21 protein-coding genes are annotated in these 24,234 nt (G+C 62.3%); 13 read left to right on the forward strand and 8 right to left on the reverse strand.

What is annotated here, in order from left to right; genetic code table 11:
- The 3 genes from K8B33_RS10580 to K8B33_RS10590 all read right to left on the reverse strand — a co-directional run bounded on the left by K8B33_RS10580 (position 1) and on the right by K8B33_RS10590 (position 5,987).
- On the reverse strand, positions 1–1,431 hold the full coding sequence (locus tag K8B33_RS10580) for an efflux transporter outer membrane subunit (protein WP_223426245.1): 1,431 nt from the start codon (positions 1,429–1,431) through the stop codon (positions 1–3).
- Positions 1,424–4,594 carry an efflux RND transporter permease subunit gene (locus tag K8B33_RS10585; RefSeq protein WP_223426246.1) on the reverse strand — a complete coding sequence of 1,057 codons (3,171 nt, stop codon included), beginning with the start codon at positions 4,592–4,594 and terminating at the stop codon, positions 1,424–1,426. The genes K8B33_RS10580 and K8B33_RS10585 overlap by 8 nt, the downstream gene beginning before the upstream one ends.
- 130 nt (positions 4,595–4,724) lie before the next feature.
- Complete coding sequence (locus tag K8B33_RS10590; RefSeq protein WP_223426247.1) at positions 4,725–5,987, reverse strand: efflux RND transporter periplasmic adaptor subunit; 1,263 nt, start codon at positions 5,985–5,987, stop codon at positions 4,725–4,727.
- 608 nt (positions 5,988–6,595) lie between these two features.
- Between K8B33_RS10590 and K8B33_RS10595 the strand changes: the two genes are divergently transcribed.
- Positions 6,596–7,543, forward strand: a complete 948-nt coding sequence (locus tag K8B33_RS10595; RefSeq protein ID WP_223426248.1) for an AraC family transcriptional regulator — start codon at positions 6,596–6,598, stop codon at positions 7,541–7,543.
- 30 nt (positions 7,544–7,573) lie between these two features.
- Here K8B33_RS10595 and K8B33_RS10600 read toward each other — a convergent pair whose 3' ends face one another.
- Complete coding sequence (locus K8B33_RS10600; protein WP_223426249.1) at positions 7,574–8,005, reverse strand: TM2 domain-containing protein; 432 nt, start codon at positions 8,003–8,005, stop codon at positions 7,574–7,576.
- Positions 8,006–8,075: 70 nt separating this feature from the next.
- Positions 8,076–9,263 (reverse strand): formate-dependent phosphoribosylglycinamide formyltransferase, encoded by a 1,188-nt coding sequence (gene purT, locus K8B33_RS10605; protein WP_223426251.1) that lies wholly within the window; start codon positions 9,261–9,263, stop codon positions 8,076–8,078.
- A gap of 118 nt (positions 9,264–9,381) precedes the next feature.
- Here purT and tadA point away from each other — a divergent pair, with 118 nt between their 5' ends.
- Positions 9,382–9,882, forward strand: a complete 501-nt coding sequence (gene tadA / locus K8B33_RS10610) for a tRNA adenosine(34) deaminase TadA (protein ID WP_223426253.1) — start codon at positions 9,382–9,384, stop codon at positions 9,880–9,882.
- Between the two features lie 30 nt (positions 9,883–9,912).
- Here the strand turns inward: tadA and mltF are convergent, their stop codons facing one another.
- A complete protein-coding gene (gene mltF, locus K8B33_RS10615; protein ID WP_223426255.1) occupies positions 9,913–11,319 on the reverse strand; it encodes a membrane-bound lytic murein transglycosylase MltF in 1,407 nt (468 codons plus the stop codon).
- 414 nt (positions 11,320–11,733) lie between these two features.
- Between mltF and purL the strand changes: the two genes are divergently transcribed.
- From purL to K8B33_RS10635, 4 genes are all read left to right on the forward strand, one after another.
- Positions 11,734–15,633 carry a phosphoribosylformylglycinamidine synthase gene (gene purL / locus K8B33_RS10620; RefSeq protein ID WP_223426257.1) on the forward strand — a complete coding sequence of 1,300 codons (3,900 nt, stop codon included), beginning with the start codon at positions 11,734–11,736 and terminating at the stop codon, positions 15,631–15,633.
- Between the two features lie 9 nt (positions 15,634–15,642).
- Positions 15,643–16,308 (forward strand): PaaI family thioesterase, encoded by a 666-nt coding sequence (locus tag K8B33_RS10625; RefSeq protein WP_223426260.1) that lies wholly within the window; start codon positions 15,643–15,645, stop codon positions 16,306–16,308.
- Between the two features lie 400 nt (positions 16,309–16,708).
- Complete coding sequence (locus tag K8B33_RS10630; RefSeq protein WP_223426262.1) at positions 16,709–17,416, forward strand: PaaI family thioesterase; 708 nt, start codon at positions 16,709–16,711, stop codon at positions 17,414–17,416.
- A complete protein-coding gene (locus tag K8B33_RS10635) occupies positions 17,413–17,754 on the forward strand; it encodes a Nif3-like dinuclear metal center hexameric protein (RefSeq protein ID WP_223426265.1) in 342 nt (113 codons plus the stop codon). The genes K8B33_RS10630 and K8B33_RS10635 overlap by 4 nt, the downstream gene beginning before the upstream one ends.
- Here the strand turns inward: K8B33_RS10635 and K8B33_RS10640 are convergent.
- Positions 17,751–18,041 (reverse strand): hypothetical protein, encoded by a 291-nt coding sequence (locus K8B33_RS10640; RefSeq protein ID WP_223426268.1) that lies wholly within the window; start codon positions 18,039–18,041, stop codon positions 17,751–17,753. The genes K8B33_RS10635 and K8B33_RS10640 overlap by 4 nt on opposite strands.
- Before the next feature lie 348 nt (positions 18,042–18,389).
- On the opposite strand from K8B33_RS10640, the gene zigA reads away from it, so the two are divergent.
- From zigA to K8B33_RS10655, 3 genes are read left to right on the forward strand one after another with little or no spacing between them, the layout of a single operon-like run.
- The gene (zigA, locus tag K8B33_RS10645; RefSeq protein WP_223426270.1) at positions 18,390–19,601 is read left to right on the forward strand and encodes a zinc metallochaperone GTPase ZigA; all 1,212 of its coding nucleotides are present in this window, start codon (positions 18,390–18,392) and stop codon (positions 19,599–19,601) included.
- Positions 19,602–19,626: 25 nt separating this feature from the next.
- The gene (locus tag K8B33_RS10650; protein WP_223426273.1) at positions 19,627–20,145 is read left to right on the forward strand and encodes a transcriptional repressor; all 519 of its coding nucleotides are present in this window, start codon (positions 19,627–19,629) and stop codon (positions 20,143–20,145) included.
- Positions 20,142–21,122: a CobW family GTP-binding protein gene (locus K8B33_RS10655; protein ID WP_223426275.1), complete on the forward strand. Its 981-nt coding sequence runs from the start codon at positions 20,142–20,144 to the stop codon at positions 21,120–21,122. Before K8B33_RS10650 ends, K8B33_RS10655 begins: the two co-directional genes overlap by 4 nt.
- 17 nt (positions 21,123–21,139) lie before the next feature.
- Here the strand turns inward: K8B33_RS10655 and K8B33_RS10660 are convergent, their stop codons facing one another.
- A complete protein-coding gene (locus K8B33_RS10660) occupies positions 21,140–21,688 on the reverse strand; it encodes an NUDIX hydrolase (RefSeq protein WP_223426278.1) in 549 nt (182 codons plus the stop codon).
- A gap of 166 nt (positions 21,689–21,854) precedes the next feature.
- Between K8B33_RS10660 and K8B33_RS10665 the strand changes: the two genes are divergently transcribed.
- From K8B33_RS10665 to rssA, 4 genes are read left to right on the forward strand one after another with little or no spacing between them, the layout of a single operon-like run.
- On the forward strand, positions 21,855–22,460 hold the full coding sequence (locus K8B33_RS10665; protein ID WP_223426280.1) for a CoA pyrophosphatase: 606 nt from the start codon (positions 21,855–21,857) through the stop codon (positions 22,458–22,460).
- The gene (locus K8B33_RS10670) at positions 22,457–23,026 is read left to right on the forward strand and encodes a gamma carbonic anhydrase family protein (RefSeq protein WP_223426282.1); all 570 of its coding nucleotides are present in this window, start codon (positions 22,457–22,459) and stop codon (positions 23,024–23,026) included. The genes K8B33_RS10665 and K8B33_RS10670 overlap by 4 nt, the downstream gene beginning before the upstream one ends.
- Positions 23,019–23,237 (forward strand): DUF1289 domain-containing protein, encoded by a 219-nt coding sequence (locus K8B33_RS10675; RefSeq protein ID WP_223426285.1) that lies wholly within the window; start codon positions 23,019–23,021, stop codon positions 23,235–23,237. The genes K8B33_RS10670 and K8B33_RS10675 overlap by 8 nt, the downstream gene beginning before the upstream one ends.
- A gap of 43 nt (positions 23,238–23,280) precedes the next feature.
- Positions 23,281–24,219 (forward strand): patatin-like phospholipase RssA, encoded by a 939-nt coding sequence (rssA, locus tag K8B33_RS10680; RefSeq protein WP_223426288.1) that lies wholly within the window; start codon positions 23,281–23,283, stop codon positions 24,217–24,219.
- Positions 24,220–24,234: the final 15 nt, after the last annotated feature.

A 24,234-nucleotide genomic window follows, 5' to 3' on the forward strand; every position in this document is an offset into this window, starting at 1 on the left:
TTACAGCGTCGGTGTCTCATTCTCTGTTTCAATCTCTGTTTCAGGCTCCGGCGCACCCGCCAATGCCCGATATACCGCGACCATCGCCAGCGTCAGATCGGTGTGGCTTTGTTGCGATGCATCCAGTGTCGCGGTCAGTTCCTGTTCTGCGGTCAGCACCTGAAAATAATCAATAAAACCTCTTTCATAGCGGGTACGTGCCAGTTCGGCAGCGCGTGTGGCGTGCATGGCGGCCTGTTCCAGTGCTGCGGTCCGTTGCTGTGCACGTTGATATTGATCGAGCCGGGTTTCTGTTTCTTCGAGTGCGATGAGTACCGCCTGTTGGTAGCGGGCCAGTGCCTGGCGACTTTCCGCGCCCGCGGCTTCGATGCGTGCGCGCACCCGGCCCTGATTCAGAAAAGCCCAGTCGATACCCAGCGCAACCTGACGCGAGTCCGCCGGGCCGCTGAACAGATCACTGCTGTCGGCGGCCACGGACGCCATCAGGCCGCTGAGCGTAAAACGCGGAAACAGGTCTGCGGTGTTGACTCCGATGCGCGCGGTGGCGGCAGCCAGCCGATACTCGGCCGCCGCAATATCGGGGCGGCGGCGCAGGACATCTCCCGGCGTGGCGACGGGAATTTCCGGCACGCTGCGGGGCAGGGCAACCGGCTCCGACAGGATATCGATCAACGCTGCAGGAGGCTGCCCGGTGAGGACGGCGATGCGGTGCATGGCGCTGCGGATACCGGCCTCCAGCGCGGGCAGTTCGGCGCGGATACGTGCCACCTGGGCGCGGGCACGCACCTGATCAAAATCGGTGTCGCGCCCGGCGTCGACCCGTGCGCTGACGATGCGCAGGGAATCCTGTTGCAGGGCCAGATTCTGCCGGGCCACCTGGTGCTGTTGTTGCAACCCGCGCAGGGTGAAATAGCTGCTCGCGAGTTCGCTGGTCAGTGCGACTTGCAGTGCAGCGCGATCCGCGCCGACGGCAGCGAGTTCTGCGCGCCGGGATTCGGTAGCGCGGCGTAACCGGCCGAACATGTCCAGCTCCCAGCTGGCGGTGACGCCCGCCTGATACCGCTGGGTACGCTCCGGCCCGCCGGGCAGCCGGTCTACCTCGGCCAGATACTGCTCGCTGGCGGCGCCGCTGACATGCAGGCTTGGCCACTGATCACGCCGGGCACCGTAGAGCAGCGCCGCCGCTTGTTCGTAACGGGCCAGCGCACCCTGCAAATCCTGATTGGCGGTCAGCGTCTGTGTGATCAGCTGCGCCAGCAGCGGATCGCCGAAGCCATTCCAGAACGTGTCCCCGGCCAGCGCGGCATCGCCGTGCTGGTGTTCGGCATGAAATGCGTCCGGCGTTGGCGTGGCGGGCGTGGCATGATCGGGGCCGACGGCGCAGCCGCCAAGCAGTGCAACCGTCACGATCAGTGGCAATGACTTACGCATGGTTTTCTCCTGTCCGGGTGGGGCTGTCATGAGCGGGTTGCAGACTGTCGCCAGCCAGCTTGCGTAGCGCGACGTAGAACACCGGCGTCAGGAACAGGCCGAACAGCGTGACGCCGATCATGCCTGCGAACACGGCAGTGCCCAGTGCCTGACGCACTTCTGCGCCAGCGCCGGTGCTCAGCACCAGCGGCGCCACGGCGGCGGTGAACGTAATGGATGTCATGATGATCGGGCGCAAACGCAGGCGGCAGGCTTCCAGTGCCGCTTCCACGGGCGTGCGCCCCTGCATTTCCAGTTCGCGGGCAAACTCGACAATCAGAATGGCGTTCTTGCAGGCCAGACCAATCAGCACGACAAGACCAACCTGCACGAAAATATTGTTGTCGCCACCGCCGAACCAGACACCGATCAATGCCGAGAGCATGCACATGGGCACGATCAGTATCACCGCCAGTGGCAGCGTCCAGCTTTCATACAGTGCGGCCAGCACCAGAAAGACCAGCAGGATCGCCAGCGGAAAGACGACGAGCGCGGCATTGCCCTGGGTGGCCTGCTGGAAGCTCAGGTCAGTCCATTCGAAATCCATGCCGGGCGGCAGTATGTCCTGCGCCAGTGACGTCAGCACCGCCATGGCCTGTGCGGAAGAGAGCACGCGCGGGTCTGCTTCGCCGGCCAGGTCTGCCGCCGGATAGCCGTTGTAGCGCAGCACCGGGTCCGGGCCGAAGGTTTCGTGAATCCGCACCATGGCGCCGATCGGCACCATCTCGCCCTGATCATTGCGCGTGCGCAGGCGGGCGATGTCATCGACGCTGGTGCGGAACGGCGCGTCGGCCTGGGCAATCACCTGCCAGGTGCGGCCGAAGCGGTTGAAGTCGTTGACATAGGTGGAGCCAAGATACGTCTGCAAGGTATCGAACAGTTCGGTCAGCGGCACGCCCTGAGACTTGGCGCGTTCCCGATCCACCTCGGCATCCAGCTGCGGTACGTTGGCCTGATAACTGGTAATCGGGTAGCCCATGCCCGGTGTTTCGGCGATGGCATGCTGCAGGGCATCTACCGCATGCTGCAGCGCGCCGTAACCCAGATTGGCGCGATCCTCGATAAACAGCTGATACCCCGAGCCGTTACCCAGGCCGAGAATCGGCGGTGGCATGAAGGAAAAGGCAAACCCCTCCTTCAACCCGCCAATGCGCTGGTTTATCTCCGCATTGATCTGCTCTGCACTCAAGCGCCGCTCGCTGAAGGGTTTGAGCGGGAAAAACACCACGCCGGTATTCGAGGTATTGGTGAACTGCAATGCATTGAGGCCGGGGAACGCCACCGCGTGGGACACCCCCTCCACTTCCATGGCGATGTCGACCACTTCCTTGAGCATCCGGTCGGTGCGTTCCAGCGAGGCCCCTTCCGGCAGCTTGACGCCAGCAATCAGATAAAGTTTGTCCTGCACCGGAATAAACCCGGGCGGTACGACCTTGAGCATCAGACCGGTACTGGTGAGCAGCAGGATATACACCAGGAAAACGGCGCCGCGCCGGCCCAGAGATCGGGAGACGGCGTTCTGGTACTTCTCGGAACTGGCGTTGAAGAAGCGGTTGAACGGGCGGAATATCCAGCCGAATAACCGGTCAATCAACCGGGTCAAGCCGTCCCGAGGCGCGTCATGGGGTTTGAGCAGCATGGCTGCCAGCGCCGGCGACAAGGTCAGCGAGTTGATGGTGGAAATCACTGTGGAAATTGCGATGGTCACGGCGAACTGACGATAAAACTGCCCGGTAACCCCGGAGAGAAAGGCCATGGGAATAAACACAGCGCAAAGCACCAGGCCGATGGCAATAATCGGTCCCGAGACTTCTTTCATCGCCTGATGGGCTGCTGCGAGGGGCGTCAGCCCCTCTTCGATATTGCGCTCCACGTTTTCCACCACCACGATGGCATCATCCACCACAATGCCGATGGCCAGTACCAGCGCAAACAGTGTCAGGGTGTTGATCGAGTAGCCGAGCATCAACAGCACCGCGAAGGTGCCGATAATGGATACCGGTACGGCCAGCAACGGAATGATCGAGGCGCGCCAGGTCTGCAAAAAGAGCGTGACGACAAGCACTACCAGCAGCACTGCTTCCAGCAGGGTTTTCACCACCGAGGCAATGGAGTCGCTGACGAAAATCGTGGTGTCATAGACGGTTTCATATTGCATCCCGTCAGGGAAGGCGGCGGCCAGCTCATCCATGGTGTCGACGACCTGCTCGCGAATACGCAGGGCATTTGCGCCAGGGGCCTGAAAGATACCGATGGCGACCGCTTCCTTGCCGTCCAGTTGTGAGCGTAGAGTGTAGTCCCCGGCGCCCAGCTCCAGGCGCGCCACATCGGCAAGGCGCAACATCTCACCGTCGTCGCCCCGTTGCAGCACGATATCGCCAAACTCTTCGACGGTAGTCAGTCGGCCCCGGGCGTTGATGAGCGTCAGGAAATCACTGCTGGCGACCGGTTCAGCGCCAAGCTGTCCGGCGGAGACCTGCACATTCTGCTCGCGCATGGCGCGCACCACGTCGCTGGCAGTGAGCCCCCGGGCAGCAATGCGGTCCGGGTCCAGCCAGGCGCGCATGGCGTAATCGCCGCCGCCGAAAGTTTGCGCATCGCCCACGCCCTGAATGCGCGCCAGCCGGTCGCGCACATGCAGTCGCGCATAGTTGCGCAGGTACAGAGTGTCGTATTGGCCATCCGGCGATGTCAGGTGTACCACCATGAGAAAGGTCGGCGACTGTTTCTGTGTGGTGACGCCCTGGCGCCGCACATCCTCGGGCAGTCGCGCCAGCGCCTGACTGACCCGGTTCTGTACGCGCACTGTGGCGTCATCCGCATCAGTGCCGGGGCGGAATGTCACCGTCATCTGCAACACCCCGTCGGAGCCCGCCACAGATTTGAGGTACATCATGTCCTCGACGCCATTGATGGCTTCCTCCAAGGGCGTGGCTACGGTTTCGGCAATCACCTTGGGGTTGGCGCCGGGGTAGACGGTGCGCACCATCACGGAGGGCGGCACCACCTCCGGGTATTCACTGATCGGCAGGTTGGGAATGGAAATCAGCCCCACCGCAAAGATGATGATCGACAGCACCGTGGCGAAAATCGGCCTGTCGACGAAAAAACGGGAAAAATTCATGGCAACACTCCTGCGCGGCGGGTCACGGAGGGCCGCCGTTGTTCTGTGGATTTTTTCGAATCAGGTCGGGTGTGATGCGCTCCGGCGCAAGTGCCGGAGCGCATGGGTTATTGCTGTGCTGTGTTTATATTTATGGCATGGCGGCGACACTGTCCGCGGTGAGCCTGGCCGCGTCGCGCATGGCAACGCGTTGCGGCGCAACCATCATCCCGGCACCGAAGATTTTCTGGATGCCGTTGACCACCACCCGGTCGCCGTCTTGCAGCCCCTCGCGGATCACCAGCAGACCATCGATTTCGCGACCGGTGATAACCTGGCGTCGCGCCGTCATGTTGTTGTCATCCACCACATAGACAAAGCGACGGTCCTGATCGGTGAGCACGGCCTTGCGGTCGACCAGCAGCGCCTGCTCCAGTTGTGCCACCGGCATGCTGACCCGGGCAAATTGTCCGGGCCGGAAAAGACCTTCCGGGTTGGGCAGTACCGCACGGTATTGCAGGGTGCCGGTGCTTGCGTGCAGGCGGTTATCAATGAAATCCAGTTCGCCACGGTGTGTGCGTGTGCCGTCTCCGCCCAGCGCAATACGGACCGGCACCCCGTGACCTGCTGGAGGGAGCAGGTGCGTTACCACCTGATTGTCGATCGCCGCTTGCTCATCGCTGTTGAAGTAGACGTGCAACGGGTCCACGGAGACCAGGCTGGTGAGCAGGGTCTGGTCCGCGTTGGCGAGATTGCCGCGGGTCACCATGGCGCGACCGACACGGCCACTGACCGGTGCGCGCACCTCGGTGTAAGCAAGATCCAGCCGCGCACTTTCCAGTGCCGCTTCTGCGGCATCCGCCTGGGCGCGCGCGGTGAGTAGCGCACTGCGCCGTTGGTCATATTCCTCTTGCGATACGGCGCGGCTCGCCAGCAGTTGCGTGGCGCGGGTTGCTTCGCTTTCTGCCTGCGTTACCTGGCTGCGGGTACGAGAGAGCTCCGCCCGCGCCGCCTGCACACGCGCCTGATAGGGGCGCGGGTCGATGCGGAACAACAGGTCGCCGGCTTCCACCAGGGCACCTTCGCGAAAGGCGACTTCATCGATATAGCCACTGACCCGTGGGCGCAGTGCTACGGTTTCCGGCGCTTCAACGCGCCCGGTGTAGGTATCCCACAGGGTGACCGGCTCGCCCAGCACCTCCGCCACATCCACTTCCGGAGGCGCCATGGAAAAGTCGGCATCACTGTGTGCTTCGCAACCTGCCAGTGTTACTGCGCCGAACAGCAGCGCTGCCAGTATTCTGATGCCCTGTCTGGACGTGTGTCTGGACGTGTGCCTCGACGCGTGTGTTGTCGCCGTAGATCGGGCGGCTGCGCCCGTTGCTGTATTCAATGCATTCGTGAACCGAGTCATGCTGCTTGCTCCCGCATTCGCTGTGAAGCGCCTGTCTTTGAATAGCCCGTCTGTGAACTCACTGTCCGGCGCTTGCCAGGTTCGCAATCTATTTCCTCAACCAAAGTTCAGGTCAATGCAGGGTGGACGGCGTTTTGCCTATGGTGGCTATAGCGATTGCCTTTCGTCGTCCTGGTTCCCCGCAGGCTGACTACGTTAGGCGTGCGAGACGTGAAGCGGTATCGGGTTACTGCGCAGTACTTGCCTGATTCTGTCGGTTTTATTTTTTTGCGTTTCAGGCGGTGGGTTGCTGACAGAATATGACGGTGTTGTCGTGTCGAATACAGGCAAAGCCGGACGACCAGACTGCGGCCACATGTCATTGCTATGACAGAACAGAAAAGCCTGCAATCACAGGAGTAATTCGTTGCGCATCCGGGCGCTTGTGGATGGCAGCGGATTCTGGACAAGGGCCTGATATCGGCGCAATCTGCCATGGATCCTGTTGCCTGGATTGCGTATTCCTGCGCCGTGCTTGCCTGATCCTGCACAAATGAAGGGGTAAGGGTATCGGTGTATAGCTGCCTGCCCAATACTGCCGGGGGAATAGACTTGAAGGACTTGTTGTCATGACCGCCACACCTTGCCTGTTGCCACAGACCACGCAGCAACAACTGGCCCGCATTGTCAAAGACTGGACGCCGGAACAGGGCGTTCAGGGTACGGCGATTGCCGGGCTGGAGTTGATTCGTTCGGATGGGCCCACCAGTTGCGGGTCATCAGTGTATGACCCGTCGCTGTGCTTTGTGGTGCAGGGCAGCAAAACGGTGCGGCTGGGTGACCGGGAAATCGTGTACTCGCCGCTGCAGTACATGATCAGCTCTGTCCATCTGCCTGTGCTCGGGCAGATTGTCGAGGCCACACCGGAAACACCTTACCTGGCGGGCAAGCTGACAGTAGACCCTCAGGAAGTGGCAGATCTGGTGCTGGAGCTGGGCGACAACCCCGGCGGGTATAGCGAGCATGACGAGTGCCCGGAAGTCACCTGCGGGCTGTGTCTGACAGGCATGGACGTCGGCATGCAGAATGCCATGTTGCGCCTGCTCGGTTTGCTGGATACGCCGACGGATATTGCCGTGCTGGCACCGCTGGCGCGTCGCGAGATCATCTACCGTGCGCTGATTGGCGAAATGGGTCCGCGCATGCGCAAGTTTGCCGCGATTGACAGCCAGGCCAATCGGGTATCCCGCGTTATTGCTTCTCTGAAAGATCGCTACACGGAGCCCTTGCGCATCGGGGAACTGGCAGCAGAAGCGAACATGAGTGAGTCCACGCTTTATCACACCTTCAAACAGGTCACTCGCATGTCGCCGCTGCAATTCCAGAAAAAACTGCGTCTGGTGGAGGCGCGCCGCCTGATGCTGGCGGAAGGGCTGGAGGCTGCGACGGCCAGCTATCGGGTGGGTTATGAAAGCCCGTCGCATTTCAGCCGCGAATACAGTCGCCTGTTCGGCGCGCCGCCGCGCGCCGATGTGCTCAGGCTGCGCGGCGAGCAGCGCATGTCGGCCCAGGCGTGATGCGGCAGTGTCTTATCAGCTTTACCCGCTTTACCAGCTGCTGCGTCCACGGCGCGCCAGGTACTGGTTGCGCTCGGAGATCTGGCTGTTGAGCGTCCACAGGTCGTACAGATAACCCAGGCCCAGCAGCGCGAAGGTCAGCAGGTACAGCAGACCGGTAATCCATTTGCCCATATACATGCGATGGATACCGAAGAAACCCAGGAACGTCAGCAGGACCCAGGTCAGGCTGTAATGAATCTGCCCGGTGCGAAAGCGTCGATCGGCCTGGCGGTCCATGGACGGAATCAGAAACAGATCGACAATCCAGCCGATAAAAAACAACCCCAGGGTAAAGAACCAGATGGTCCCGGTAATCGGCTTGCCGTAATAGAACCGGTGCGCGCCAAAGAACCCGAAAATCCACAGCAGATAGCCGATGGTCTTGCTGTGCGTGTCATTGTTCATGGTCATGCCGGTCATACAGTTGTGTCTCTCGTCAGGGCAAATAGCGGTGCCAGTATCATTGGTGCGAGCGCCAGTGGTTTGAGTATCAAGGGGTGACGCGAATGGCCTGGCTGACACGCAGTGCCTTGGCGATGGCCTTGTCGATGTCATCATCCAGCGCCAGGCCAACGCCCAGTCGGCGTTCGCCGCGCACTTCGGGTTTGCCGAACAGGCGCAAATCCGTGTCGGCCTCGGACAGCGCTGCGGACAGGTTGTCATAGGTCATGCGATCCGAATCAGCAGCCACCAGCAATACGGCGGAGGCGCTGGGCCCGTACTGGCGAATGACGGGGATCGGCAGGCCAAGAATCGCCCGTGCGTGCAGTTCGAACTCGGACAGGTTCTGGGAAATCAGGGTGACCATACCGGTATCGTGGGGCCGTGGGGAGACCTCACTGAAGTAGACCTGATCACCTTTTACAAATAATTCCACACCGAACAGGCCGCGCCCGCCCAGGGCGTCAGTGACGGCTTTGGCGATGCGTTGTGCTTCGGTGATGGCGCGCTCCGACATGGCCTGGGGCTGCCAGGACTCGCGGTAATCGCCTTTTTCCTGGCGGTGGCCGATGGGGGCGCAAAACGCCGTGCCATCCTTGTGCCGCACGGTCAGCAGGGTGATCTCGTAATCGAAATCCACAAAGCCCTCGACGATAACCCGGCCCTTGCCAGCGCGCCCGCCGGATTGCGCGTAGTCCCAGGCGGCCTGAATGTCGGCCTCGGTTTTGACGGTGCTCTGGCCTTTCCCGGAGGAGGACATGACCGGTTTTACCACGCAGGGCAGACCGATCTCGTCGATCGCCGTTCGATACGCTGCTTCCGATTCGGCAAAGCGGTAGGGGGAGGTGGAGAGCCCCAGCTCTTCGGCGGCCAGTCGGCGGATGCCTTCGCGGTTCATGGTCAGCTGTGCGGCGCGCGCGGTCGGCACGACCGTAAAGCCTTCCTGCTCCAGCGCCACCAGGGTGTCTGTGGCAATGGCCTCGATTTCCGGGACGATGAGGTGCGGCTGTTCCTGCTCGACGACGCGGCGCAGGGCGTCGCCGTCCAGCATGGAGATGACATGGCTGCGGTGCGCTACCTGCATGGCCGGGGCATTGGCGTAGCGATCCACGGCAATCACTTCACAGCCGAAACGCTGCAGTGCGATGACCACCTCCTTGCCGAGCTCGCCGCTGCCCAGCATCAGTACGCGGGTGGCAGTGGGGGACAGGGGGGTGCCGATGATAGCGGTTGTCATGGTCAGGGCTCTTTGCGGGTCAGTAGATACAGGCAGTGGTGAGAGTTTACCTGCCCGGTATGGGCTGTGTCGTCAGCGGTATCGTTCTAGAATGTTCACTTGGCAACAGGAGCCGGTTTTGCACACTGACGAAGAAACGGGACTTGCGGACCCGACGGAAAAGCGCAGGCGGGACGACGAGGGCTGGATGACCCAGGCTCTGGCGTTGGCCGCTGACGCCGCCGAACGGGGCGAAGTGCCGGTCGGGGCGTTGGTGGTGCTGGACGGGGAGGTGATCGGCCGTGGCTGGAACCAGCCCATCAGCAGCCATGACCCCACCGCCCATGCCGAGATTGTGGCGCTGCGTGATGCGGCGCAGAGGCTGGGCAATTATCGTCTTGGCGGCGCCACGCTGTACGTGACGATCGAGCCCTGCACCATGTGTTTTGGTGCCCTGATGCACGCGCGCATTGCGCGACTGGTATACGGTGCCACAGAACCCCGGGCGGGGACCTGCGTCAGCCAGCTGCGCTTGCCGGAGCAGACCTTCTATAACCACCGTATTGATGTCGCCGGGGGGGTGCTTGCGGATCAGAGCGCGGCGCTGCTGCGGGCTTTCTTTGCGCGCAAGCGCGTCTGACAAGCACGTCCGGGCAGGCGCCGCTTGGCGTCAATCCACCATGGCCAGCATGGTGCGGGTATGGCGCTCTGAGGTGCCGGCCCACACCAGCGTGTCGTAGTAGCCTTTGATCGCACGCACATAGATCACGGCCTGGCCGCCGCCGCTGGCGTAGCCGTGGCGCGCCTGCTCGTAATAGCGGGCCTGCCGCAGCAGTGGCATGTACTTCTCCACATCTGCCCAGGAGTCCGGGTCGCCGCCCATGCGCTGAGTCAGCACGCGGGCATCTTCCATGTGGCCGAAGCCGGCGTTGTAGGCTGCCAGCGCAAACCAGGTGCGGTCCGGCTCGGCAATGCGCTCCGGAATACGGTCATGGATCTTGCGCAGGTACGCGGCGCCGGCATGAATGCTCTCGTAAGGATCAGTCCGGTCTGTGACGCCCATTTCCGAGGCGGTGCGCAGCGTCAGCATCATCAGCCCGCGCACCCCCGTGGGCGAGACGGCGTCCGGGTCCCACATGGATTCCTGATAGCCCAGCGCCGCCAACAGGCGCCAGTCATAGCCGGTGGCGTCTGCCGCGTCCATGAAGGCCTGGGTGTACTGCGGCAGGCGATCATCCAGATGGCGAATGAAAGAGCGTGCGGCATACAGGTTGAAGTGTTCCTGATGGCTGTAGAAGCGCTCTTCCAGACGCGCCACCGTGCCGTCGGCCTTGGCCCGGGTCAGGTAGCGTTGAGCGCTGTGGCGCAGGCTGCCTTCAGCGTCGCGCCGGAACGCCCAGCCCAGTCGGGCCTGGCCGATATCAAAGCCGGACATCAGCTCCGGGAACAGCGCGCGATGGATGGCGTAGGCATTGGAGTCCACCAGGGTGTAGTCGAAATGCCCTTCATCCACCAGTGTCAGCAGCCGTTCGGCGCTGGCGCCTTCCAGCGCCACAATGTCCATATCCGGCACTTCTTCGGCCAACAGCGCCAGCCGTTCTGCGTGGCTGCTGCCAGCCAGCACGACGATGCGCTTGCCGCTGAGGTCTTCAACGCCGCGGGGGCGGGGGGCGCCGAGACGGTAGATGACCTTCTCGTCCACGGTCTGGTAAGAGGTAGAGAAATCGAATGAACGGGACCGCTGCGGAGTGATCGACAGCCCGGCGGCGGCGAGATCGGCCTTGCCGCTGTGGATCAGTTGGAAGAGTTCATCGAGGGTGCCAGCTTCCACGATACGCAGGTCAACGCCCAGTTCTCTGGCGAAGCCGGCAGCCAGTTCGAAGTCCAGGCCCGTCTCACCGTACTGGTCGACATAATAAGTGGTCGGTGCTGCCCGGGTGGCAACCACGAGTTCCCCGCGTGACAGCACGCGCTCCAGCGGCCCGGCGGCGGGCTGCATGGCGGTGGTGATGGCCACGGCGCCCATCAGGGCTGCCGGGATCAGCAGGTACTTCAACTGGCGTATCAGTGCGCTCATATCCATTCGTCCGTTGCTCTGTCATCGTTCTGGTGACAGGCCGGTACTGCCGCTTCCGACCGTTTCCCCCGCAGGGTTGTGCGGGGGTTGCGCGAGATCACACTGCCTTATGTGATCTGTATCACGACTTGGGCGCGGACTCTAGCATCGCATACAGGAGTTTGCCCGACTCTTTGTCAGACAATTGTGAACCTGGGTAACCGGGCGGGCATTTTCAGTCCGTTGGCGGGGGCGGCGCCTCGGAAGACCGGCTGAGGCGGCGCAGGGCGCCTGCCTCCCCTGCCTGAGAGGTGTTTCCCCGTGGCGTAGAGGGTGAGCTATTGCAGGCGAGAGCGGCTGCCTTTGGCCGGTAAATCCCGTATCATGTCGGCCTTCCCAGATTCCTCCCGGAAACGGCTGAAAATAAGGCGTCTCATGCTGATACTTCCCGGCTCTCCTGCGTTGTCTGCATTTCGTCAGGAAAAACTGCTGCAATCCCTGCCAGGCGTGACCGCACTGGGCGCGCGTTTTGTTCATTTTGTGGAAATCCTCTCTGCCACCACTGACGACACGTTGCAGGCGCGTGAGCAGGATGTACTGGAACGGCTGATGACCTACGGGGCGTCGGCGCCGGCGAACCTGCCGGAAGGGCGGCTGTTTCTGGTGGTGCCACGGCCCGGGACCATTTCTCCCTGGTCGTCGAAAGCCACGGATATCTGTCGTAACGCCGGGCTGGCGCGCGTGCGCCGGGTGGAGCGGGGTATCGAGTACCGCGTAGTCTGCGACGACACGCCGGAAACCCTGGCGGCTGTTCGCGCTGCCCTGCACGACCGCATGACGGAAGTGGTGCTGGAGGAGCTCGCTGCGGCAGAACAACTGTTTGCCCACCAGTCCCCGCGCCCGTTGTCCCGTGTGGACCTCCTGGCTGGCGGACGTGAAGCGCTGGAAGACGCCAACGCCGCGCTGGGGCTGGCGCTGGCGGACGATGAAATCGATTATCTGGTCGCCCAGTTCCAGCGCCTGGAGCGCAACCCCAGCGATGCGGAACTGATGATGTTCGCGCAGGCCAATTCCGAGCATTGCCGGCACAAGATCTTCAATGCGGACTGGACCATCGATGGTGAAGCGCAGCCGTTGAGTCTGTTCGGCATGATCCGCAACACCTTCAAGACGCACCCCGGTCGTGTCCTGTCTGCCTATAAGGACAATGCGGCGGTCATGCAGGGCTCTGATGCCGCGCGCCTGTACCCGGACCCGGAGACGGGGGAGTACCGCGCTTCTGCCGAGCCGGTGCACATCCTGATGAAAGTGGAAACCCATAACCATCCGACCGCGATTGCACCACGCCCGGGCGCAGCCACCGGCGCCGGTGGTGAGATTCGTGATGAAGGCGCCACCGGGCGCGGCGGCAAGCCCAAGGCAGGCCTGGCCGGGTTCTCGGTATCGAACCTGAATATCCCCGGCTTCGTGCAGCCCTGGGAAGCCGCCTATGGCAAGCCGGAGCGTATTGCGTCCGCCCTGGACATCATGATCGAGGGGCCGATTGGTGCGGCGGCCTTTAATAACGAATTCGGCCGCCCGAACCTGTGCGGCTATTTCCGGACGCTGGAAATTGAAGCGCCGGGTGTCGGCGGCGATGAAATGCGCGGTTACCACAAGCCGATCATGATTGCCGGCGGCCTGGGGAGCGTGCGTGACGGGCATGTGGAAAAAGAGCCTATCCCGCCTGGCGCAAAAATTATCGTACTGGGTGGCCCGGCACTGCTGATCGGCCTGGGTGGCGGCGCGGCCTCCTCCATGGCGTCCGGCGAAAGCGCCGAGGACCTGGATTTTGCCTCCGTGCAACGGGACAACCCGGAAATGGAGCGCCGCTGTCAGGAAGTTATCGACCGGTGCTGGGCGCTCAATGAGCGCAACCCGGTCGTGTCGATTCACGATGTTGGCGCCGGTGGCCTGTCCAACGCGTTGCCCGAACTGGTGCATGATGCCGGTCGCGGCGCCCGTCTGCAGCTGCGCGATATTCCCTGTGATGAACCCGGCATGAGCCCGGTGGAAATCTGGTGCAATGAAGCGCAGGAGCGTTATGTGCTGGCAGTGATGCCGGAGGATATGGCGCGCTTCGCAGCGCTGTGTGAGCGCGAACGTGCGCCTTATGCGGTGCTGGGCGAAGCGACAGAGGACGAGCATCTGCAAGTGGACGACAGCCACTTCAACGAGGCAGCGGTCAACCTGCCCATGGATGTGCTGTTCGGCAAGCCGCCGAAAATGCTGCGCGAATTTGATCGCAGTGATTTCCAGCGTCAGACATTCAGCGTCGAAGGGATTGAACTCAAGGACGCGATCCAGCGTGTGTTGAGCTTGCCCTCCGTGGCATCGAAAAGTTTCCTGATCACCATCGGTGATCGCAGCATTACCGGCCTGGTGCATCGCGACCAGATGGTCGGGCCCTGGCAGGTGCCGGTAGCCGATTGCGCGGTTACCGCTGCCGGCTTCGATCATTACGTCGGCGAAGCCATGTCCATGGGTGAGCGCACCCCGCTGGCCCTGACCGACGCGGCCGCCTCGGCGCGCATGGCGGTCACCGAAGCCATCACCAATATTGCCGGCACGCGCATCAATGCGCTGAGCGATATCAGCCTGTCCGCCAACTGGATGGCGGCGGCGGGACACCCCGGCGAAGACCAGAATCTGTTTGATGCCGTCGAAGCTGTGGGCATGGCATTGTGCCCGGCGCTGGGTATCAATATTCCGGTGGGCAAGGATTCCCTGTCCATGCGCACGGTGTGGCAGGACAAGGGCATCGACAAGCGCGTTACCGCGCCGCTGTCGCTGGTGGTCTCGGCGTTTGCGCCGGTGGTGGATATCCGCAAGACACTGACGCCGCAAATGCGTGCGGACCAGAACACGGTGCTGCTGTTGCTGGACCTGGGCGGCGGCCAGAATCGCCTGGCCGGTTCGGCGTTGGCTCAGGTGTACAACCGCATCGGCGACGAAGCGCCGGACCTGGACGATCCCCGTTTGCTGACCCGTTTCTTTGCGGCAACGCAACGCCTGCTCGAAGAGGACGCGCTGCTTGCCTACCACGACCGCTCTGACGGCGGCCTGTTCACCACGGTGCTGGAAATGGCGCTGGCCGGACGCACCGGCGTGGATCTGGTGCTGGACCATATCGCAGGGGATGACAACGAAGCGCTGGAAGCTCTGTTCGCCGAGGAAGCCGGTGCCGTTGTGCAAGTGCGCGCCGATCTGGCGGATCATGTGATTGCGGAATATGCCGAAGCGGGTCTGGGCGAATACGTGCATCGCATCGGTGAACCCAATGCGGACGATGCGCTGCGCATTCGTCTCGGTGGCGCGATTCTGCTGGAAACACCACGGCGGGATCTGCACCGCACCTGGGCAGAAACCAGTTATCGCATTCAGGCCATGCGCGACAATCCGTCCTGTGCCCGGCAGGAATTCGACGCCGTGCCCACGGCCAGCGACCCGGGCATCAATGTGCGCCTGACGTTCGACATGACCGACAACCCGTTGGCGGATCTGCCAGCCTCTGCAGCACGGCCGCGTGTGGCCATCTTGCGCGAGCAGGGAGTCAATGGTCAGGTGGAAATGGCCGCTGCATTCGACCGCGCCGGTTTCGCCGCCGTGGACGTGCACATGAGCGACCTGTTGACCGGACGCGTGAAGCTGGAGGATTTCCGCGGCCTGGTGGCCTGCGGTGGTTTCTCCTACGGTGACGTGCTCGGCGCCGGTGAGGGCTGGGCCAAGACCATCCTGTACAACGACGCGCTGCGCGATGCCTTCAATCGTTTCTTCTTCCGCGAAGACACGTTTGCGCTGGGCGTCTGCAACGGCTGCCAGATGTTGTCCGCACTGAAAGAACTGATTCCCGGCACCGAACACTGGCCGCGTTTCGTGCGCAACCAGAGCGAGCAGTTCGAAGCGCGTACCTCGCTGGTGGAAATCACGCCGTCGCCGTCGATCTTCTTCAAGGGCATGGCCGGCACGCGCATCCCTATTGCGGTCGCCCATGGCGAAGGCCAGGCGGAAATCAGTGACGACAGCCTGGCCCGGTGTGTGGAGCAGCATCTGTTGGCAGTGCGCTATGTCGACGGGCTGGGCAATCCCACCGAACAGTATCCGGCCAACCCCAACGGTTCGCCTCGCGGCGTGACCGGTTTTACCAACACAGGCGGTCGCGTCACCATCATGATGCCGCATCCCGAGCGCGTGTTCCGCGTGGTGCAGAACAGCTACTGCCCGGATGACTGGCGTGATTTTGAAGATGGTCCCTGGATGCGCATGTTCCAGAATGCGCGCAAGTGGGTGAATTGAGGACAGGATGTGACTGACGAGAAGACCTACGGGCCGTTTGAATTGCTGGCGGCCCATCAGTCCGAGGTGCCGGAAGATTTTGTGGCGCGCCGACGTATTGCGGCCGCCATGCAACAGCTCTCCGAGCGCCTGATTCGCGCCGAGGCCGATACTGGTTCTCTGGAGAGCTGGGCGACAACGCTGGAACAGCTGGTGGCAGAAGTAGGCACCCCGGAACGTCGGGATACCCGTGCCGCCAACCGGCGCATGTTCAGCGGCAAGGCCACGGCGCGGGACATTTTCGACATGATGGATTTCGATCCGGTGGGCGGGCTGTCCAACCCGATTGCCCCCCAGCTGCGCTGGCTCAACGAAAGCCAGGACGGTGTCGAGGGTGAGGTTTATCTGGGGCAGCATTACCAGGGCCCGCCGGGTCGGGTGCACGGTGGCGTGATTGCGTGGATTCTGGATGCGGTCTTGTCCCGGGCCATGCATGCCGCCTTCAAGCTTGGTGTCACGGGCACCTTGAGTGTGCGCTACATGGCGGGCACGCCCATCGACAGTACGGTGCGTTGCACGGCGCGCATTCGCGAGATCGACGGCCGCAAGATGTTCATCGAGGGCGCCATCTTCGACGGCGACACCCAGACGGTCTCGGCAGAAGGCGTGTTCTTCCAGCCCCGGTTCGGTAAGTAGCTTTTTTGGTTCATCGCGAAATTGGGGCGGGGGCTCTGGATAGTGGGTCACCCTCCAGCAAGAAGCGTTGAGGCGGGGTACGTCTTTCCGGGACCGCTCAAGCCGTCCCTGGGCGCTCGCGCTTTGGCCATCCCTGGCCAAAGAGGTCCCTCCAAGCCGTACCCCGCCTCAACGCTGCAGCGAGATTCAAAGTTCGGCAGGTATCGCATTCTCGGTAAGAACCAAGCACCCGTGGGCCGTCACGTTCAGTAGGAACAACTGCCTCTCGCTGGAGGATGACCCTCTATCTACAGAGAGCCTTACTCCGCCGATCATCTCTGCCAGCGCCGTCACTTTGTGTCATGGGGCTGTGGGGATATTCACGCTAGTCTGTTGGCCTGGATACAGTGGAGAACAGATTGTGGATAGTCAGTACGGATTTTTTGATACGCCGGTAGGCGAGCCGCCACCGCCGACGCCAGAGAGCCTGGCACGCCGGGACATTGCTGCGGCGCTGCGCCAGATCAATGAGCGCCTGGTGCGTCTGGATACCGATGAAGCATCACTGCGCGACTATGCTGCACGATTCCGTGCCCTGGCGGATGAGCTGACGGCGCTGCCGCGCAGGCCTCAGGAGCCTATTTTCCGGCGTCTGCTGGCCCGGCAGGGCAGCCGTCAGGATGTGCTGGACATCATGGACCACGAGATCATGACCGGGCAGGCGACGGCCCTGTCGCCGCCGCTGGAGCTCTGGCGGGACGGTGATGTGGTGCGTGGCCGCGCCACCCTCGGCGCGCCCTGGCAGGGCCCGCCGGGGCGTGTGCATGGTGGCGTCATCGCCCTGATGATGGATATCCTGCTGGCGAAAACACAGGATATGGTGGAGGGCGTTGGTATGACCGGTACGCTGAACCTGCGTTATCAGGCAGGCACGCCGCTGAAGCAACAGATCGACATGGAGGGGCGCATCACACGCCTCGATGGCCGCAAGCTGATGGCAGAAGGCCGCTTCATTGTCGATGGCCAGACCACGGTCACGGCAGAGGGCATCTGGATCTGTGCCAATGGCAGCTACGCCAGAAAGGCGTTGCCTGATGCGGGGCAGCCAGCAGAGGCTACCGGGGTATGAGCGCGCGCATCGACCCTGATGGTCTCTACAAGCTTTGCTTCTATGTGCCAGAGGCGGATGCCGAACCGGTCAAGCAGGCGGTGTTTGCGGCAGGCGCAGGGCGTATCGGTGACTACGACTGCTGCGCATTTCAATTGCGCGGCGAGGGCCAGTTCCGTCCGCTGGCGGGCAGTCAGCCGCATATCGGCGAGCAGGACAGGCTGGAGAAAGTGCCGGAATATCGGATAGAAATGATCTGTATTGGTGAGAAACTGCCGGCGGCGCTTGCCGCGCTCCGGCAGGCGCATCCCTATGAGGAACCGGCCATCGACGTATGGCCGTTGCTGAATATCAGTTAATGAACCTGCTGCCAGAGGCGGCGTGTCAGGCCGCTGAGGATGGAGGCCGGCATGGGTTCGGTTGTGTCGTCCATCGTGTTGGCGGGCATCTCCATCAATGCCATGCGTGCGCGCTCAAGGGTGTTGAGCAGCATGGTGCGTTCGTTGACATCCAGATGGGCGTCTGACTCGGCCTCCAGAATCAGCTCCACCAGTGTGGCCCGGGCTTCCGCATCCGCCTGCTGCGCAAGGGCCTCTATCACGTACTCCAGCTCATCCAGCCATCTCAATGCCTGAAACAGGGTCATGATGTTCTCCGTCGTGCCCGAAAAAGCCGGGCGAAATCCAGCAAGGCGCCGTCCTGCAGGGTCGGCGCAGAAGCGCACCACGAACCCCTTCCCGTGGGCGCAAACAGGCCGCAAGTTATCGTGTGATGAGGGAAACGGAGCGGCCCGCAGGAGATTATTGACTCAGAGGCAGTGACATCCACAAGCGGTCGCTACAGTTTAAGAACAAAGGCGCAACGAAGCGTACAGAACAGGTAACTCTTTTTACTCAGTGCGCGCCCTGCTTCCCTGCCTCTTTCCTTGATATATGGCCCTTCTGGCCTAATATGTTATAACATATCAATTCATTGACTTCCTCGGAGCGCTCCCATGCTGCAATTGCCGGTCACGGTCCTTTCCGGCTTCCTCGGCGCCGGCAAGACCACGCTGCTCAGCCATATCCTGAATAACCGCGAAGGTCGCCGTGTGGCGGTCATTGTCAACGACATGAGCGAGATCAACATCGACGCCAGCATCGTGCAGGGTGATGTGGCCCTCAACCGCACGGAAGAGAAGCTGGTGGAGATGAGCAATGGCTGCATCTGCTGCACCTTGCGTGAAGACCTGCTGAAAGAGGTGGCGGCGCTGGCCCGCGACGGGCGTTTCGACTATCTGGTGATCGAGTCCACCGGCATTTCCGAGCCGCTGCCCGTGGCCGAGACCTTCACCTTTGCGGACGAGGAAGGCCGCAGCCTGGGGGATGTTGCACGCCTGGACACCATGGTGACGGTGGTGGATGCCGTGAACTTCCTCGAGGATTTTCATGCTGCCCGGTCACTGGCGGAAGCCGGGGAATCCCTCGGTGATGAGGACCAGCGCAACGTGGCAGATCTGTTGGTGGACCAGATCGAGTTCTGCGATGTGCTGGTGATCAGCAAGACCGATCTGGTCAGTGAGGCGGCATTGCACGAACTGACGGGTATACTGCGCAGCCTGAACCCGCGCGCGGAGATTGTGCCGGCGACCATGGGCCAGGTTGCGCTGGACAAGGTGCTGGATACCGGGCGTTTCAGTTTCGAGGAGGCGCAGCTGGCGCCGGGCTGGCTGCAGGAAATGCGCGGCGAGCATGTGCCGGAGACAGAAGAGTACGGCATCATCAGCGACACTTGGGTGGCGCGGCGTCCGTTTCATCCGCAGCGGTTTTATGATTTCCTGCATGAAGCGCTGCCGCTGCATACCGGCCAGGGCAGTCGGTTGATTCGCTCCAAGGGCTACTTCTGGCTGGCCAGCCGCCCGCAGTTCGCGGGGCAGTGGAGCCAGGCCGGTGGCATAGCCCGGCACAGCCCGGCCGGTATGTTCTGGAAGGCCGTGCCGGAAGAGCGCTGGCCGGATGACGCCGAGACGCGCGCGCTGATACAGGAAAAATGGGTAGAGCCGTTTGGTGATATGCGCCAGGAGCTGGTGTTCATTGGCCAGAATCTGGATATTCCGCGCCTGCGCAAGGAACTGGATGCCTGCCTGCTGGAAGATGATGAGCTGCTGGCTGGACAGGCGCTCTGGCGTACCCTGCCTGACCCGTTTCCGGCCTGGTATGAAGACTGATGCATGAGCACTGAGACGAGGATTGATGAGCCGCGCCCCACTGACAGACCCAGAACACGCCCCGGTGAGTGACAGCGCTGCAGGGGACACAGAGCGGGCACTGGCCCATGCCGCCGAGCACTGTGAGGCCCATGGTGCGCGCTTCACCAAGGCGCGGCGGCGGGTGCTGGCCCTGCTGCTGGCGCAACAGCAGCCTCTCACGGCGTACCAGTTGCTCGATCTGCTGCGTGAGCACCAGCCTGGCGCGCAGCCGCCGACGGTATACCGGGCGCTGGATTTCCTGATGCGCAATGAACTGGTGCATCGCATCGAGTCCACCAACAGCTATTTGCCGTGCAATCATCAGCATTGCGGCCATCATCCGGCCCGGGACGCGCACTGGCCGCAGTTTCTGCTGTGCGACAGCTGCGGCGAAACCCGGGAAGTGCCGCTCGACGGCGCGTTGCGCCAGGCCTTGACCCTGCAGGCCCGGGATTATGGCTTTGAAGTGGGCGCCCGGCCGCTGGAGCTGCACGGCCTGTGTGCGGCGTGTCGCAAGGCATGAGTGATCCCGGAAGAAGCCGTGCCTGGCGCGCTGCGCATATTCCCACCCATCTGCTGACCGGCATGCTCGGCGCCGGCAAGACGACCGTGCTGCGCCACCTGATCAGCCAGCGCCCGGCGCATGAGCGCTGGGCGGTGCTGGTGAATGAATTCGGTGATATGGGCATGGACGGCGACTGGCTGCGGGACACCGGGGTGGCAGTGCGCGAGGTGCACGGCGGTTGCATGGGGTGTACGGCGGCGGTGACCCTGAGGGTGGAGCTGAACCGTTTGCTGCGTGAGGCGCAGCCAACCCGGTTGCTGATCGAGCCCACGGGGCTGGGCCACCCGGGTGAATTGCTGGCCCTGCTGGGCGATAGCCACTACCAGGGCGTGCTGGATATCGCAGGCACCGTGTGTCTGATCGACCCCCGGCGGCTGCGGGAGCCGCGCTTTGCGGCCTCGCCGCTATGGCAGCAACAGATTGCTGTGGCAGATCGGGTGGTAGGCAGCAAGGCGGAACTCTGGGATCAGCAGGCCCGGGACGATTTTCGAGCTCTGCAGGCACGCCATGCGCCGCTGCCGTTCAGCGAGATCCAAGGCGGGCGCCTGGATATCGACCTGTTGCTGGCGCCATCCGCGCCGGTGCCGGCTGCTGATTATCACGATCACGATCACGACCATCATCATGCTCATGACCATCTTGGCGGGTGGTATGCCCACGGCTGGCAACTGCCACCGGACTGGGCGGTGCAGGAAGCCGCCCTGCGCGACTTCCTGATGCAGATGGACTGGGAGCGCGTCAAAGGCGCCCTGCGGGCGTCTGGGGGCGGGGGCTGGCGTGTCGACGGCGTAGCGGGGGAGTTGTCACTCACTGCGCAGGCGCAGACGCCTGACAATCGCCTGCAGGTGATCTGTCACGATGACCACCGTCTGCAGGACTGGTCGGCGCTGGAGGCGCGTCTGCGGGCGCTGGGCGCCCTGTCTGCCGAGGCGTGACGAATCAGCGCTCAAATTCAGGGCTTGAAGCCCAGGGGGGCAATATCCTGGACGCGCAGCGGGTAATCCCCGGTTTTCATGTCCTGCAGGAAGTATTTCAGGGTGCGATTGATGGTGGGGAAGGCCAGCTCATCCCAGGGAATCTCCTCCGGCAGGAACAGGCCGGCGTCTGATGACTCCTCACCCACCCCGTACTGGCCGTCGACGATATCGCCCAGGAAGAAGATATACACCTGGTAGATGTGCGGCAGATTGAAGATCGTGTAGACATCCTTGATGTTCACCGTGGCGCAGGCCTCTTCCCACGTCTCCCGGGCCGCGCCTTCCTGCAATGTCTCGCCGTTCTCCATATAACCGGCCGGCAAGGTCCAGTAACCGCTGCGTGGCTGTATCGAGCGCTTGCACAGCAGGATGCGGCCTTCCCACACCGGCACGGTGCCCACCACGATCTTCGGGTTCTGATAGTGAATCGTGCCGCAATCCGGGCACCAGTAGCGGGGGCGGTTGTCGCCCTCGGGGATATCGAAGCGCAGCTTGTCGCTGCCACACTGGCTGCAGAACTTCATGAAAGATCCATGTGGTGGGGTTTGCAGGAGACTAACAGACCGGGCGGCGCTCTGGCAGACCCGCTGAGGTGACAGCAGAGCGCATATCGCTGTGAAGGCGAAACTTTTTGTCCTTGCCTGGCTCTCAGGGTCTGTTCAAACTGTCGTTTGAAATAGGGAGTAACCGGTGATCAAGACCATAGAACAACGGCTGCGCGACTATCGGCTCCGGGAACTGCCGCTGCAGCTCCCGGAAGCAGCCGTGTTGATGCCGGTCACGGATGAGGCGGAGCCACAGCTGATTCTCACCGTGCGCTCCTCCGCCATGCCGACCCATGCCGGCGAAGTGGCCTTTCCCGGCGGCAAGCGCGACCCGGTGGACACGGATCTGCTGGCCACGGCGCTGCGCGAATCCCGTGAAGAAGTGGGCCTCAGCCACCATGATGTGCAGGTGCTGGGCCAGTTGTCGCCGCTGCCCTCCCGTTACGGCATGAAGGTCACGCCGTTTGTCGGCATCGTCGATCCCCACGTGCACCTGATCGCCGAGCCGGGGGAAATCGCCAGCATCTTCCGTGTGCCGCTCAATTTTTTCATGGATGCCACGCCGGACATGACCAGCCCGATTGATTTCTTCGGCCGCAAGTTGTGCATCCCGAGTTACTACTACGAGGACAAGCGCATCTGGGGGCTGACCGCCTTCATGATTCTGGACTTGTTGAATCACGTGTTTGACGCGGGCATTCGCTACGACATTACAGATGACGCTGTTGACAGAGACAGGAGTAGAAAATGATTTACCGTATTGGCAGCCGCGCCCTGGAGCTCAAGGGCGAACATTACTGGATTGCCCCCAATGCCACCGTGATCGGTTCTGTGGTGCTGGGCAACAACGCCAGTATCTGGTTCAACGCCGTGCTGCGCGCGGATAACGACACCATTACTATCGGTGACGACACCAACATTCAGGACGGTGCCGTGCTGCATGTTGACCCGGGTGTACCGCTGACCATCGGCAAGGGCGTGACCGTGGGCCACAAGGTGATGCTGCATGGGTGCACCATTGGCGATAACACGCTGATCGGTATCAACGCGGTGGTGTTGAACCGGGTCAAGATCGGGAACAACTGCATTATCGGTGCTAATTCACTGGTGCCGGAAGGCATGGAAATTCCTGACAATTCCCTGGTGATGGGCTCGCCGGCAAAAGTCGTCAAGGAAATCGGAGACGGTCACAAGGCGATGATTACCATGGGCGGCATGCACTACGTAGCCCACGGGCAGCACTTCGCCAAAGAGCTGGAGCCTGATCCCCGTTTTCATTCGGGCGCACCGTCGGACGGCAGTCAGCACAATGAGTGATATGGTCGCCTCTCCCTGCGTCAGCATCTGCGCGCTGGATGGTGACGATATCTGTGTCGGTTGTTTCCGCACCGGCAGTGAGATCAGCTACTGGGGTCGCTTGCCTGCGTCCCGGCAGCGCGAAGTGCTGGTGCGTTGCCAGCAGCGCATGTATGGCGCGCCAGCGGCGTGTGTCGTGCGTGAGAGCGGTATTCCCGTAACGCCGGGCTGATCCGTCCGGCGAGTCCAGTCAGTATCCGGGGAGGATACCGTTCATGGCAGAGCATGCTTCTGAAAAAAACGACACGCGTAAACGCGGCCGCCGTCCCTGCGTGGGTCTGGCGCTGGGCAGTGGCTCGGCGCGTGGCTGGGCGCACATCGGTGTTATTCAGGAGCTTGAGGCGCTGGGCATCCGCCCTGATGTCGTGGCCGGGACGTCTATTGGCGCGCTGGTGGGCGGTGTTTATGTGGCGGGGCAGCTGGACGCCTTCGAGAAGTGGGTGACGCGTCTCACCTTTCGTGACGTCATCGGGTTTCTGGATATTTCCTTTTCCGGTGGCTTCGTCAAGGGCGAGAAACTGTTCAGCTTCTTTTCCGAGCAACATCTGAACCCGAAGATTGAAGAACTGACCCAACGCTTTGCGACGGTCGCGACGGATATGCAGCTGGGGCGCGAAGTATGGATCCAGGATGGCCCCGTGCTGGATGCTGCGCGTGCCTCGTGTGCCTTGCCGGGGCTTTTCTCTCCCGTCAAACATGATGACCGCTGGATGCTGGACGGCGGCCTGGTGAACCCGGTGCCGGTGTCTGTCTGCCGGGCCCTGGGTGCGGATCTGGTGATTGCCGTCAACCTCAATGGTCAGCTTATCGGGCGGCACCTCAGTCATGACGATAATCTTGTGGATGACATGGGCGAGTCGGTCAGCGCCGAAGAGCGTTCCATGTGGGGCAAGATGGTGGACTACTTTTCCTCAGAGGATGACGCGAACGCGACGCCAGGTTTCTTCGATGTCATCGGCGCCAGTGTCAATATCATGCAGGATCGCATCACGCGTAGCCGTATGGCAGGCGAGCCCGCGGAACTGACATTGATTCCGATGCTGGAAGATTTTGCCATCATGGATTTCCACCGCGCGGCGGACGCGATTGAAGAGGGGCGGCGGCTGGTGCGCGCCAATGCAGAGCGCATTGCATGGCTGATGGGGCGCGTCTGACGCCCGTGTTCCGGG

The sequence above is a fragment of the Alcanivorax limicola genome (assembly GCF_019931215.1).
Classification (GTDB): Bacteria; Pseudomonadota; Gammaproteobacteria; order Pseudomonadales; family Alcanivoracaceae; genus Isoalcanivorax; species Isoalcanivorax limicola.

What these genes read in the sequence shown, in the direction of transcription:
- K8B33_RS10580 (WP_223426245.1), bottom strand. Translation starts at nt 1,431, where the DNA reads ATGCGTAAGTCATTGCCACTGATCGTGACGGTTGCACTGCTTGGCGGC.
- K8B33_RS10585 (WP_223426246.1), bottom strand. Translation starts at nt 4,594, where the DNA reads ATGAATTTTTCCCGTTTTTTCGTCGACAGGCCGATTTTCGCCACGGTG.
- K8B33_RS10590 (WP_223426247.1), bottom strand. Translation starts at nt 5,987, where the DNA reads ATGACTCGGTTCACGAATGCATTGAATACAGCAACGGGCGCAGCCGCC.
- K8B33_RS10595 (WP_223426248.1), top strand. Translation starts at nt 6,596, where the DNA reads ATGACCGCCACACCTTGCCTGTTGCCACAGACCACGCAGCAACAACTG.
- K8B33_RS10600 (WP_223426249.1), bottom strand. Translation starts at nt 8,005, where the DNA reads ATGACCGGCATGACCATGAACAATGACACGCACAGCAAGACCATCGGC.
- purT (WP_223426251.1), bottom strand. Translation starts at nt 9,263, where the DNA reads ATGACAACCGCTATCATCGGCACCCCCCTGTCCCCCACTGCCACCCGC.
- mltF (WP_223426255.1), bottom strand. Translation starts at nt 11,319, where the DNA reads ATGAGCGCACTGATACGCCAGTTGAAGTACCTGCTGATCCCGGCAGCC.
- purL (WP_223426257.1), top strand. Translation starts at nt 11,734, where the DNA reads ATGCTGATACTTCCCGGCTCTCCTGCGTTGTCTGCATTTCGTCAGGAA.
- K8B33_RS10635 (WP_223426265.1), top strand. Translation starts at nt 17,413, where the DNA reads ATGAGCGCGCGCATCGACCCTGATGGTCTCTACAAGCTTTGCTTCTAT.
- K8B33_RS10640 (WP_223426268.1), bottom strand. Translation starts at nt 18,041, where the DNA reads ATGACCCTGTTTCAGGCATTGAGATGGCTGGATGAGCTGGAGTACGTG.
- zigA (WP_223426270.1), top strand. Translation starts at nt 18,390, where the DNA reads ATGCTGCAATTGCCGGTCACGGTCCTTTCCGGCTTCCTCGGCGCCGGC.
- K8B33_RS10650 (WP_223426273.1), top strand. Translation starts at nt 19,627, where the DNA reads ATGAGCCGCGCCCCACTGACAGACCCAGAACACGCCCCGGTGAGTGAC.
- K8B33_RS10655 (WP_223426275.1), top strand. Translation starts at nt 20,142, where the DNA reads ATGAGTGATCCCGGAAGAAGCCGTGCCTGGCGCGCTGCGCATATTCCC.
- K8B33_RS10660 (WP_223426278.1), bottom strand. Translation starts at nt 21,688, where the DNA reads ATGAAGTTCTGCAGCCAGTGTGGCAGCGACAAGCTGCGCTTCGATATC.
- K8B33_RS10670 (WP_223426282.1), top strand. Translation starts at nt 22,457, where the DNA reads ATGATTTACCGTATTGGCAGCCGCGCCCTGGAGCTCAAGGGCGAACAT.
- K8B33_RS10675 (WP_223426285.1), top strand. Translation starts at nt 23,019, where the DNA reads ATGAGTGATATGGTCGCCTCTCCCTGCGTCAGCATCTGCGCGCTGGAT.
- rssA (WP_223426288.1), top strand. Translation starts at nt 23,281, where the DNA reads ATGGCAGAGCATGCTTCTGAAAAAAACGACACGCGTAAACGCGGCCGC.